This is a genomic window from Sulfitobacter sp. 1A13496 (assembly GCF_043557225.1).
Classification (GTDB): Bacteria; Pseudomonadota; Alphaproteobacteria; order Rhodobacterales; family Rhodobacteraceae; genus Sulfitobacter; species Sulfitobacter faviae.
Window position 1 is genome coordinate 60,390 of record NZ_JBIFFP010000011.1, and the last position, 12,685, is coordinate 73,074.

Below are 12,685 nucleotides of genomic sequence, written 5' to 3' on the forward strand. Positions count from 1 at the left end.
GAGCGATGAAAACAGTCAACGAGTATTGCCGCACATATTATGCTGGGACGATTCTACCGACCATCGCGGTAAGAGTATCGGGCGCAAGCTTGGAAGAAATTGCATCCAACTCCAAGAGGGGCTGCGACAGGTAAGGATGAAACTTCTCCGACATTAAATTCCCAGCTCCAGCGAACAGATCGACAGGTTCGCCAGATCGAATGTGCGCTAGTACCGTTTGAAGATCGGGGGTTTCGTCCCCGGCCTCCACCATCAGAAACCCGTCATGCAGTTCGACCGAAAACCCCTCACTTCTCAGTGCTAGCGCGAGGGTTGATGTCTTCACAGTACCGACCCGCGTCGCAATGACTGATGTATGCTCGCCAATGGTGTGTAGGTTATTGGCCCTAAACCCCAGCTGTTCATAGTGAGCACGCGCTTCCTCGAGCATCATCAAAGAGACTGTATCCATGTAAGCTGGGCTGGAATCCCCCTCGAGCACGGCGAACATTCGGTCGATCACTTTGTCATGAATGTCCCCCGCATCGCCGCCGAAGACGGGCGGCACACCAGCCTTCGCGGGTTTGACGACGATGACCTTTTCACGATCATGGATTTCTTGAACAACCCAACGTCGCCCAGAGAATATTAATAGCATCCCAGGGGCAAGAACATTATCGATCGGCAGGGTTCCAAGGTCCCGCCCCTCTGCGACCAACCGGAATTCCTCAGGCGTCTGAAACACCGCATAGAAGCTGTAATGCTCAACCAGTTTTTCGCCCGCGGGTCCCAAAAGCAACAGCCCGCTGCCGACCTGTTCGATCAAGCCGGTTTCTGGGTGGCCGATTGCACGCAACACATCTGCGAAGACTTCGGTTGTGACCTTCCGAAAGGGGCCTTCGCGGCAGAGCACATTGTAGACCACGCTTGCAGACGCACCGCCGCGCTGCGCTATGACTGACAGTATCTGGTGGACGAGCGTCGAGAGATGAAGCGCCTGAGGTTTTGGAGGTTCGCACCAGCCTTCCAGCAGCAAGTCTATCATCGCGATGGACCTGATCAGGCCGAGGCGAAGACGATCCACGAAACTGCTCTCCGGCGTCAACTTGGCTTCGACAGCATACTGCCTGAGAATGGCCGGCTGTCCTTCACGCCGGCCTGATCGGCCAAGCCGTTGTCGCAACGCGGCGACGCTGAATGGCGCACCGATTTGAGCCACGCAGGTCACGTCACCGATGTCGATTCCAAGCTCGAGCGTCGATGTGCAAACGGCTGTCGTCGGTTTCGCAGGGTCCTTCAAGCGCCGCTCAACGAAGTCACGGTGTTCTCGGGAGAGGCTCGCGTGGTGGGGATAGAATTCCTGTGGCAGGTGCTCCCGTTCGCAAAGCTCCCGCAACCGATCTGCGTAAATCTCGACCCGTTGACGCGCTCCGGCGAAGACCAGGTTGTCGCTGCCTCGAAGGTGTTTGAAAAGATGTGCTGCGATCGCGTCCGTTGCGGATGGGCTGTTTTCATCTTCATCGCCGGAAAGGTAACCGCGAAGCTGAAGCTTCAATTCAGCCTCGCCGCCATCTGCTTCGATCAGCTGGACAGCGTTTGCGGCGTCAGGGCGAAGATAGGCCTTAGCGAGGTCCATGTCGCCTAGCGTAGCTGACAGACCTATCCGACGGATTGGGCGCTTTATCGCGAGCTCGAGCCGTGTGAGCAGTGAACGAAGCTGGACACCGCGTTCGCTGTCCAGAACTGTGTGCAGCTCGTCGATCACGACCGCCCGTGTCGCCCCAAACAGGCGGGCAATTTCCAAACCGCGACGAATGAAAAGCGCCTCAAGGGACTCTGGGGTTATCAGAAGGATCCCTTTTGGAGATATCAACGCGCGCGTCTTGATGGATTGCGAGACATCTCCGTGCCAGGGAACAACCGGAAGCTCTGCTTCCTGGCAGATGCCCTCCAGCCGCATGGCCTGGTCCGTGATCAGGGCTTTCAGCGGACCGATGTAGAGCAGGTCGAAGCCGGTGCCGCCCGACGGCTCGTCAAGCACCTGTGAAATCAACGGCAGGAACGCCGCCTCGGTCTTTCCGCCCGCCGTAGAAGCTGCAACGATTAAATCGGCATTGGATTCGCAGATCGTCCGGATGGATCGCGCCTGGATGTCGCGAAGTTCGCGCCAACCTTTCTGGCGTATCCATTTCTGCACAGGCCTCGCCAGTTTGTCGAACGCACTGCTCATCGGCGTCAGAGCTTGAAGCTGATCAGATCATCGTCACCGGGGTCTTGGGCACCAGTCGACTCGTCTACCTCGTTCATGTCTTCGCCGAGGTCTTCGGAGACCTCGATCTTTTCGATCAGATCGCTCCACTCGACACCGGGGTTTTGCTCAAGCACGGAAAGCAGGTTCACGAATGCCGTCACCGTATTGCGCGGGGTGCGGAAGTAAGCTTCACCGATCCGGTCCGAACAATGCGCCATGAAGGCCTCGAGCGCGTCGTCCGGCAGAGCACCGGCATCGTCCTGCATGATCCGCCGCACATTGGCCAGAAGAACGAAGAGATCTTCAGGGGTCAGGCTGGCCAGCCGGACAACCGGTCCTGAAAGGTCGACCAATCCGTCCCGCGCGAAGGTGTTCTCGGCCAAACGCGATTGAAGGGCTTCGTAGCTATAGAGCCCTCGACGGGTGTTCATCAGAAACTCCGGGGTTCCACCCATAAGGAATCCGAGGTTCTCGGCGCTACCCTGCAGCACATCGTTCAGGATCCGGAGGATCTGTTCGTAGTTTGCATTGCGGGCCTGCGACGAAGTGAGCTTGTAGAGGTTCACCATCTCGTCGAGGCCGACCAGCAATCCTTTATACCCGGCCTCGCACACGAATGCCGACATCAGCTTCAGATGGTCATAGACACTGGCGTCGTCGATGATCGTTCGCACACCAAGTGCTTTGCGCGCGTCGGTGCGTGTCGCGAACTCGCCGCGCAGCCATCTCAGGGCTGCGGATTTCAACTCGTCGTCGCCGGTCTCATGGCCTTCCCAATATCGACGGATGACTTCGGCGAACTCAAACCCTCCGGTAAGTTCTTCAAAGTGGCCAAGGCGTTCACGAATGACGGTCCCCGTGGGCAAATCCCGTTCTTCAGCATCTCGGTGAGCCTGGCTGACAAATCGCTCCACCACGCTGGCCAATGCCCCGCCATCGGGCTTGGTCCGCGTCGAGAGGTTTCGGGCCATCTCGGCATACAGCCCGCGAGCTTGTCCGCCGGTCGCGTGAATGCGCCGATCTGGCGCTAAATCCGCGAACATCACGACCAGGCCTTTCTCCAGAGCCACGAGGCGGATCAGGTTCATGAAGAACGTCTTGCCCGATCCGTACTCCCCGATGATGAACCGGATCGCCGATCCGCCATCGGATATCCGGTCCATGTCCTTGACGAGCTCTTCAATCTCTCGGACGCGGCCAACCTGAATATGGCGCAAACCGAGTTTGGGCACGACCCCGGCCCGAAGCGCCTGTACGATTGCATCGCGTTCACGTGGTTTCAACTTAGACATCCCTGCCCTCCGCACTCATCTTTTCTTTTACCGCCTCCGCAATTTCCAGAGACACGTCATATCCATCATACTCGTCGAGCAGTGCTTCGTTGTAGGTCTCAAAAGCCCATTCATTCACGACTTCCAAAGCCCCGGATGCCATCAACCCATGCGAGGCGCAGATCGTCTCGAACTCGGTTTCAGACCAATGCTCTCGAGTGACCAGTTCGAGGACAAGGGCGCCGTGTTTCGGGTCAAGCCCTACCAGCTGGCTTTGGCTGGCAGGCGCGGAGGCACCACTTTCTTCCTCTTTGACATCGAAAATCTGACCGAGGACGGACGACACGCGCTCTGTGTCCGAACGAATTGCTGCGATCCGTGAAGCGTCGAGTTTCGGTCCGCTGGCTTTTTCGAGCGCGGGTATCGCTTCGCCCGGGCGACCCGGTTGCGACGCGCGAACAGTGCGTGGACCATCCGCAACTTCGCCAGCATGCAGGTCGGTGTAGGCAAGCGCAGGATCAAGTCCCAAAGCCTTGTAGATTTTCTCGATGCTTGCGACTTCGTCGGAGTGAATAATGCCATCGGCATGTGCTGCACCGACCAGCGCTGCCCGCATAGCGGCTTGGCTGTCTTGGCCCACCTCCTTCAGTTTGCGCCGCAGAAGCGTCATGTCCGGTGGCACGGCCAGGAACCATTCAAGGTTTGCACGCAGCCTGCGGCGTTCCTGATCGCTGAGGGCCGTGGCAGAAACCTGATCTTCCAACGCCCTGCGTTCAGGCTCCGCGATGCGACCATCAGCATGGGCGACTAACGACCCAAGTGCCAATTCGATCAAGGCGCTTCGATAGCTGTCGGAAACGTCCTCCAGTCTTTCGATGGGTTCGCCCAGACGAAACAGCACAACAGGCTCCTCCGTCTTGGGCGACCGGAGCGCAAACCGAGGGTCGGGCGCCAGACCGAAACCGAGGCGCGCGAGCGCGTCGGCGGCTCCTGTCATTTGCCGTTTTCCGATCTTCTCGTTCGTTTCTCCCTCCAGTCGTCCGATCACCTCCTCAAGCGGCACCAATCCCCCGCGATCGACGATATCGCTTGCCCAAGATTTCAAGCGGTCCATTTCCTCTGATGGGAAAGCATCCCAAAGTTCAGAGGGTAGCAAGGCATGCGCTTCCACACTTCCGCGGCCGTCAGGGTTTCGGCCCAGGAAGCGACTGAGCTTGTCGAGGTCGTTCATCACCTCGTCAGCCAGCTCTTGCGCAATCTCGACCGGCTTGCGCAAGCCGGAGATGTCGGGCACGGGTTTGCCATCCACGGTCGGATTGACTGACCCCTGAAACTCGCTGGAGGCGGCGCGATAGGATGCCGTGAGTGATTTCCGGGGTTTTGTCACTTTGAGCCCATCAGGAAAACGCCGATCAAACCGCATACGGAAAAGAGCGACGAACTCGTCACGGCACCGCGTCGCGGGAGTTCTCAGATTTGTTTCCGGATGGCAGATGAACCAACTCAGCAACCAGTCAGCCGTCAGGTTCTCGCCTTTGTCGATCCGAGCTCCGATTGCGTATTTGAGTGAGAACGGAAGTTCCCAGCCCTGCTTCTCGAAAATCGGTTCGATAGCGTCGAGGTCGGTTTCGGCAAGCATCGCAATGTCGAGGAACTCACCCAAATAGCGCCTGACGGAGTGGTTGTCAGGGTAAAGTGAATGCAGCCGCCGAACTTCCTGGACGATATCCTTGGCATCTTCGTTGGACTGATCGACGAAGAAGCGACGCTCCAGCCCGTAGAAGTACAGGAACATGTATCCGGGGTTGTAGGAGGCGTCGTTGCGCCCGCTGGCCAACCAGTCGAGGTAGGTCGCCCGGCACTGAGGTGAGATATCCGCGTATCCGGGCCAGTAAGGCATACCTTCACCAGCTTTGTCGGCTCCAGAGCGCGCGACAGACAGAGACGGATCGATATAGGCTCGGCACTTGTCACGATACCCGTAGGTGTTCAGCAAGGGAGCCGTGCCGACATAGACCATCCCGCCGATGTTGCGGCCGGCGACGCTAGCTGTTTCATAAGACGGGACCCACCCGCTTTTCGATGATCGGACCGATGCGCTCGATGCCACTCGCGAGGGCTGATTTCGTTCAGCGGCCGCGGCAAGTGCCGGCGCCGCAGACTTTCCAGCCCGAACGATTTCAGCGTAGTCCTGCTTTGGTGGGGAGTAAGCCTGCACGGCAGCCGGCTGTTTGGACGCGTTGGCTTCGCGAGTTCGTTCGCGCTCACGCTCGATACGCTTGTCGTAGGCACTTGGGCGCGGCACCGGCTCAGGTCGGGGGGGTAGATTTTCGGAACTCCCCTCAGCTTGCGCCTTTGCAGCGACTTTCCGCGATCTCCGTTTTTCTTGCCACCAGACCAGAATGACGGGAACACCAAATGCAAACAACATCTGGCCGCCAATCGGCCAACCCTGAAGCATTGTGGTCACCACGACCATACATAAGAAAAAATACAGGACGAGAAAGAATGTAATTCGGAAAAACTTGATTATTGAAGACATTATCGGAACCCTCTCCGAACCACACTATTTTGCACAGCCATCTTTGCAACGACTAACGTCATGGTTGAAGCACTTCCCATGCTTTATGCTTGATTGGGCCGATGGCCACATACATCTGTTCGCACCGTTGCGGGCACACCCCTGCCCCAGTGACCGTAACCGGAACGGCCGAGATGAAGCGTTGCCACGACCATGCGACGGCTGGTCGGGCTGGCTCCGGAGGAGACGGCCGGGCCAGCGGCACGTCGCAGGGAGAGGCGGCGTTTCAGCTCGGGGAGGGCGGCTGCGCGCAGCCGACCGAGTAGGGCGCGGTCCTGGCCAAAGGGCGGGAGGGGCCAATGTTCCCCTTGAATGCTTCAACTTAAGAATCAAAAGTTACTTCAACGGCAGGGCCATTGAGACAGGCGGAACACACTTTGATTGAGCTGAAAATCGAACTGGTTGGCATCAAACCACCCATCTGGCGCCGTATCGTCGTGCCGAATGACATCAGCTTGGACATCCTGCATTCCGTTCTCCAGGGCGCTATGCCTTGGCAAGACTATCATTTGCATGAGTTCGAGATTGGCGAAGACAGGTTCGAGGCCCGCGACGAAAGTGACGACAGCTGGGACCCTACCGATGGGCGGAAGGACGAGAAGAGGTTTACTCTTGGAAAGCTGGTCAAGAAAGGCAGTCAGTTCACATACACTTATGATTTCGGCGATGGCTGGCGGCATCTCGTCACCGTTGAGAAGTTTAGCAAACCAACCGGAAGACCAGATCTGGACTTTCCCGCCTGTGTTGACGGAGAGCGAGCCTGCCCGCCAGAGGACTGTGGAGGACCCTACTCTTACGAAGAGTTTCTCGACGCGCTGACCGACAAACACCACCCGGAACATCGCGATACAAAGCAATGGGCGGGCGCGTTCGAACCGGAAGTGTTCAGCGTGCAGCAAGCCAATGCTGCCGTCGGTGCGATGTTTGTATGGGCAAAAGAACGCCACAATCGAAAGTGAAACCTGACTCTGGTTTGGCGCAGCGGCTTCGACAGGGGCACATAGCTTCGACTGTTCGATCCGAATGGCCGGATGTCTTCTCAGCCCTCCGAGGGCATCCACGCCCTGCTTTGCTGGTGAGCTTCAGAGCTGACAACCACCAGTCTCTTTGAAAATTCCAGAATTTGTCGATCCTTGACGGACTATCTCACAGGTTATCACAGAAACAAGTGGCGGCATCTTTAAAAATACATCATTATGTCGCCCATGAGTGGACAAGAACACGAAAAACTAAAGAGTCTTCTTGAGGCTGTCCCCACGGGGTTCCTCGTGGACTCCGCCTGGCTGGAGCACCACGGGATAGGTCGGCGTTCGTCCTACGGCTATGTGCAACGCGGCTGGCTAGAACGCCTAGGACGCGGAGTGTTCCGCCGTCCCGCACCAAGCAGCGCCACCACGAATACGCTCGACTGGAAGACCAGCCTGCTCTCGCTCCAGCACATCATGCACTACCCTGTCCATATCGGGGGGGCGACGGCATTGGGCCTGCAAGGCTATGCGCACTACCTCTCACTCGGCGACAAGAGCACAGTCTGGCTCTACGGCTCAAAAATCCCCAACTGGCTCGAAAAACTGCCGCTCAACACCGAACTCCGCACACGCAGCGTATCGCTGTTCTCCGATCCAGAGTTGGGTGTCAATGACGCGCGAAATAATCTCAACGAGACAGCATCGTCCCTGCCATGGGACTGGAAACTGGTGATGTCCTCGCCGGAACGCGCCATCCTCGAAGCGCTTGACGAGTTGCCGGATCAGGAGAGCTTTCACAACCTCGACATGGTGTTCGAAAGCCTGACGACGTTGCGCCCAAGAACCCTCTCGGCACTGCTCAGAAGTTGCAAGAAGATCAAGGTCAAACGCCTGTTCTTCGTGTTCGCCGACCGCCACGACCATGCCTGGCGCAAGCGTCTCGATCCGGAAGACTTCGACCTCGGCAGCGGGGATCGCGCATTGGTCAAAGGCGGCAAGATACATCCACGCTACAGGATCATGGTGCCCGAAGAGTTTGTAAGAAAGGAACGTGGTGATGGCGCGTGAAGACTATGCCGCCCAAGTGGCCCTGCTCGTACGGGTACTTCCATATGTGGCGAAGGAGGAGATATTTGCGCTCAAGGGCGGGACGGCCATCAACCTCTTCTATCGCGACCTTCCGCGCCTCTCGGTCGATATCGATCTGACCTATCTGCCTGTCAAGGACCGCGCCGACAGCCTCGTCGAGATCAACGACGCGATGGACCGGATTACCGCCGCCATCGAAGGCGGCATCGCCGGCGCCAAAGCGCAGCGAATTGCCGGCGGTGGCGGCGGCGCCACGCGTGCGCTCGCCCGCCTCGGCACAGCCGAAATCAAAATCGAAACCTCCCCCGTTACCCGGGGCGTCGTGCATGATCCGGAACAACGCGAAGTCTCCGAAGCCGTCGAGGAGGCGTTCGGATATGCGACGATGAACATCGTCTCCTTCGAGGATTTGTTCGGCGGCAAGCTACATGCGGCCCTAGATCGCCAGCACCCGCGAGACCTCTACGACGTTAAACTGCTCTACGAGAACGAAGGGTTTACCGACGAGTTGTTCCGCACGTTTCTGATCTACCTCGCGAGTTCACCACGCCCGCCGCACGAACTGCTGAATCCAAACCTGATCGATCTAGATCAGCCCTACGCGCGGGAATTCGAGGGCATGACGAAGGAAGCAGTCGACCTAACGGAATTGGTCTCAACGCGCGACCGCCTGATCGGTGATATCCAATCCCGCTTGGATGAGGGCGCGAAGAGGTTTCTGAGAACCCTGCATGACGGCGATCCAGACTTCGACGCGATCGACCGCCCTCAAGCGGCCGAGCTTCCAGCGGTCCGATGGAAGCTCATCAACGTGAACAAGCTGAAAGCAGAAAACCCCAAGAAGCATGCCGCCCAAGGGGAAGAGTTGGAGAAGCTCCTCGGCTGAAGATGGACCAGAGATGACTGATTTCGAGAACGACCCCGACTACGAAGAATGCCTTGTGACCTTTTTTGATGTCCTCGGTTTCAGGAACCTCCTGCACACGCGAAGCGGTGCAGAGATCAGGCACTTGCTTTCGATGTTTCGCAGGGTGTCCGAAGGGGATGCCACGCCGCCCACCCGCTCCGACGAGATGCGGATGATCAGCGAAGTCCATGCAGAGATCGTGTCTGACGCGATCGTAAGAACCAGAACCATTGAAACTCAGTACCAGGCTGGCCCTTTGGTCTGGGAACTCATCGATCTGCTGCACATCCAGATCGAATGCGTGGCGAACGGCATAATGGTGCGCGGCGCGATGACCATCGGCCCTATGCATCTCGGCATCGACTTCAGTGGTCCGGTGTTTGGGCCTGCCCTCGTTCAGGCTTATTTCATGGAAGAAGGCGAGGTCATCTTCCCGCGCATTGCGATCCATGAAGATGTCATCGAACGCCACCGACAGGACCAAACGCTTTGGCGGGAAGGACATTCCTATGAGGATGAAGAGCGTCACCTGAACAACCTCCTGCGCCAGGACGAGTCAGGCCTCCACTACATCGACTATCTTCGCGCCAGTCTGAGCGAGCTCGACGGCGAATACGCCGGCTGGATCGAGTTTCTGGGTAGGCACAAAACGTTGGTGGAGAGCGGTCTCGCCGACAGTCCCAACGCGACGGTGCGGCGCAAATACAGCTGGCTCAAGAACTACCACAACGCAGTCATCGACGAGAACATAGCAAACCTGGAACCGGGCGCGATGACCGAGGATGGGGACCCTTGGGAAGCTCTGTTCAGAGGGCTCAGGATCGAAGCCTGAGTTCTCTCAACAAGTCACAACTGAGAGCGTCACGAAATGTCCACGACATGCCTCACCGTTTGGCCAATACGGGGATCGCCAGCCCGCAACCATTCCTATGACCCGCCATCCAGACCTGCGTCCTCCAACTGCTCCCGCTCTGGCAGATCCGCGAGAGTCTCCAGATCAAATGCAACAAGGAACTGCTCGGTCGTCACAAATGTGTATGGCGCACCGCGGCGCGGCGATCGTGGCCCGGTCCCGATCAAGTCGCGCGCATGCAGCCGACCGATCAGGTCGCGGCTGATCTCCTTGCCGAAGATGTCCTTGAGCCCGTCGCGCGTGATCGGCTGGTGATAGGCGATGGCGGCCAAGACCGCGACGTCGAATTCACTCAGGTCGAGTAGCTGATCCTCGACATCCGCGGCGACCCGGATCGCGGGAGCGTAGGCCGCCCGCGTCCGAAACATCCAGCCGCCAGAGACCTGGGCGATCTCGAAGGCCCGCCCTTCCAGATCGGCGACGAGATCCTCGACCAACAGATCCACCGAGACCCCCTGCCCCACCACGCGCGCCAGGTCTTCGCGCGGCACCGGCGAGGCCGAGGCAAACAGCACCGCCTCGATCCGGCGCATCCATTCCCGCCAGCGCAGCTCAGGCGGCAGGTCGGCCAACTCACGGTCCAGGTCCGGCTCTGAACGATCCTTCGCCATCGCTACACCCCGTAGAGCCGAAACGTGTCTCGCCCTGTCAGCTCGCGCACCGCGCCGAGATCGACCAGTCGGTCGCAAAGCCGCCGCGCGGCGCGATCCGACAAGGGCAAGGCCAAAGGTGCCACGGCATCGCGGGTGAGGAACATCTCGACAGCGGCATCCGCTCCCTTGGCGCGAAGCTTTGGCGCAACGGCCTTTAGGTGTGCCGCCCGACGCGCGAGGTCGGCGGAGAGACGCACAGCCTCGACCGCCGATAAGATGAGTGCCCGATGACAGACGAGACGCAAATCGTCGCCCTGCTTGCGCAGGTCGGCACGTTTCAGACCCGCGGCCAACAACGGCACGAGATGATCCCAACCGAATGTTTGGGCGAGAGCCGCATCCGCGAGGACCAGCGAAGCTACGTCAGCGCGTGGCGCCTCCGTCAGCACCGCCTCCAGCACCATCGCGGCCCGAGTCACCGGCGCCCCCTTCCCTGCATTGAGCCACATCGCGATCTTGCCCGACTCGAAGGCCGGCAAGGCTCGATCCAGAGCCTTGGTCGACACCGGCCGCTCCACCGCGCGCCGCCAGGCGAGGCAGGTCTCGCCAGCCGGTCCCGGCAGATCGCCAGAACGCAACAAATGCACCGCGTCGCGCAGATCCCCTGCTCTCTCCAGGCGCCCCGAAAACGCGACACAGGCCTCCGCTGCGCGCAGCGCGAGCCGATCCCGCAACAAGGCTTGGGGCACCTCCTCGCGCTCCAGCACAACATGCAGGTGGCTCAGCGCTGCGCCCGACAAAAACGCAACATCTTCAAGGCTTTCAGCCCGCGCTGAGGTGACCCAGGCGGGCATCCGGGGTAATGTGTCGAGGTCGCTGGTGTGATCGAGCCGAGCATATGTCATGCTTGGAGCCTACGTCATCGCGGCGCTTTTCACCAGAAAATAGCGTTAGAACCGCCGCAGCCTGCAAGATCGCGCTATGTCCAATAAGTTTACATTATCGGACATCAAGAGATATGCTAGGACGCAGTTTAATTTCACCACCGGATTCACTGGAAAATGCCCTCAGAGGACGAGAAGTCGACATCATCAAACTCTGGTGCGTTTTGTATCGCTCAGAACGGCGACAGCGATCAAGAAAAAAGCGACGACATCTCCCTACCCGCCCACGTCGCGGGATCCGGCAGCCTTGATCGCCTGGTCGACGCCGCCCGAGATTATGCGCGCGCCGCAGCTTCTGACAATACGCTGAAAGCCTATGCCAAGGATTGGGCGCATTTCGCGCGGTGGTGTCGGATGAAGGGCGCGGAGCCTCTGCCCCCGTCGCCTGAAATGATCGGGCTTTATCTCGCAGACCTGGCGTCCGGAGCGGGCCCCTCCCCTGCCCTATCGGTCAGTACCATCGAACGTCGCCTCTCCGGCCTTGCCTGGAACTATGCGCAACGCGGCTTTGTCCTCGATCGTAAGAACCGCCACATCGCAACAGTGCTGGCCGGGATCAAACGCAAACACGCCCGTCCGCCGGTGCAGAAGGAAGCGATCCTGGCCGAGGACATCCTCGCGATGGTCGCCACCCTGCCCTACGACCTGCGCGGGCTCAGGGACCGCGCCATCCTGCTCCTCGGGTACGCCGGCGGGCTCCGCCGCTCCGAGATCGTCAGCCTGGATGTCGGAAAGGACGACACGCCCGATTCAGGCGGCTGGATCGAGATCCTCGACGACGGCGCCGTGCTGACGCTCAACGCCAAGACCGGCTGGCGCGAGGTCGAGATCGGTCTGGGATCGTCTAACTCCAGCTGCCCTGTGCATGCGCTCGAGCAGTGGTTGCACTTCGCCAGGATCGACTTCGGGCCGGTCTTTGTCGGCACCACTCGGGGTGGAAAGAAGGCCCTGGAGACAAGGCTGAACGACAAGCATGTCGCGCGGCTGATCAAGCGAACGGTCCTGGACGCCGGCATCCGATCCGAACTGCCCGAAAAGGAACGCCTGGCACTGTTCTCTGGCCATTCTCTGCGCGCAGGTCTCGCCAGTTCGGCCGAGGTGGACGAGCGGTATGTGCAGAAGCACCTTGGCCACGCTTCGGCACAGATGACCCGCCGCTACCAACGCCGCCGCGACCGCTTCCGCGTGA

At 59.3% G+C, this 12,685-nt stretch carries 10 protein-coding genes; 5 read left to right on the plus strand and 5 right to left on the minus strand.

The window, feature by feature from the left end; genetic code table 11:
* Positions 1-37 precede the first annotated feature (37 nt).
* From ACGYLX_RS17965 to ACGYLX_RS17975, 3 genes are read right to left on the minus strand one after another with little or no spacing between them, the layout of a single operon-like run.
* On the minus strand, positions 38-2,209 hold the full coding sequence (locus ACGYLX_RS17965) for a DEAD/DEAH box helicase (RefSeq protein ID WP_084353832.1): 2,172 nt from the start codon (positions 2,207-2,209) through the stop codon (positions 38-40).
* Positions 2,210-2,214: 5 nt separating this feature from the next.
* Entirely contained in the window at positions 2,215-3,522 is a 1,308-nt protein-coding gene (locus tag ACGYLX_RS17970) for an ATP-binding protein (protein WP_084353833.1), read from the minus strand.
* Positions 3,515-6,043: a TerB N-terminal domain-containing protein gene (locus ACGYLX_RS17975; RefSeq protein WP_133840909.1), complete on the minus strand. Its 2,529-nt coding sequence runs from the start codon at positions 6,041-6,043 to the stop codon at positions 3,515-3,517. The genes ACGYLX_RS17970 and ACGYLX_RS17975 overlap by 8 nt, the downstream gene beginning before the upstream one ends.
* 416 nt (positions 6,044-6,459) lie before the next feature.
* Between ACGYLX_RS17975 and ACGYLX_RS17980 the strand changes: the two genes are divergently transcribed.
* The 4 genes from ACGYLX_RS17980 to ACGYLX_RS17995 all read left to right on the plus strand — a co-directional run bounded on the left by ACGYLX_RS17980 (position 6,460) and on the right by ACGYLX_RS17995 (position 9,878).
* Positions 6,460-7,041 (plus strand): plasmid pRiA4b ORF-3 family protein, encoded by a 582-nt coding sequence (locus ACGYLX_RS17980; RefSeq protein ID WP_235866649.1) that lies wholly within the window; start codon positions 6,460-6,462, stop codon positions 7,039-7,041.
* A gap of 246 nt (positions 7,042-7,287) precedes the next feature.
* Positions 7,288-8,118, plus strand: coding sequence for a type IV toxin-antitoxin system AbiEi family antitoxin domain-containing protein (locus ACGYLX_RS17985; protein WP_084353844.1), 831 nt, complete (start codon positions 7,288-7,290; stop codon positions 8,116-8,118).
* Positions 8,108-9,025, plus strand: a complete 918-nt coding sequence (locus ACGYLX_RS17990; protein WP_084353836.1) for a nucleotidyl transferase AbiEii/AbiGii toxin family protein — start codon at positions 8,108-8,110, stop codon at positions 9,023-9,025. Before ACGYLX_RS17985 ends, ACGYLX_RS17990 begins: the two co-directional genes overlap by 11 nt.
* A gap of 13 nt (positions 9,026-9,038) precedes the next feature.
* Positions 9,039-9,878 (plus strand): hypothetical protein, encoded by an 840-nt coding sequence (locus ACGYLX_RS17995; RefSeq protein ID WP_084353837.1) that lies wholly within the window; start codon positions 9,039-9,041, stop codon positions 9,876-9,878.
* A gap of 95 nt (positions 9,879-9,973) precedes the next feature.
* Here ACGYLX_RS17995 and ACGYLX_RS18000 read toward each other — a convergent pair whose 3' ends face one another.
* Both ACGYLX_RS18000 and ACGYLX_RS18005 read right to left on the minus strand, forming a co-directional pair.
* Positions 9,974-10,570 carry an SMC-Scp complex subunit ScpB gene (locus ACGYLX_RS18000; protein WP_133840908.1) on the minus strand — a complete coding sequence of 199 codons (597 nt, stop codon included), beginning with the start codon at positions 10,568-10,570 and terminating at the stop codon, positions 9,974-9,976.
* Positions 10,571-10,572: 2 nt separating this feature from the next.
* Positions 10,573-11,457, minus strand: coding sequence for a DUF1403 family protein (locus tag ACGYLX_RS18005; protein ID WP_084353839.1), 885 nt, complete (start codon positions 11,455-11,457; stop codon positions 10,573-10,575).
* A 156-nt stretch (positions 11,458-11,613) separates the two neighbouring features.
* On the opposite strand from ACGYLX_RS18005, the gene ACGYLX_RS18010 reads away from it, so the two are divergent.
* On the plus strand, positions 11,614-12,685 hold a 1,072-nt coding region (locus tag ACGYLX_RS18010; RefSeq protein WP_394451003.1), incomplete at its 3' end, for a tyrosine-type recombinase/integrase.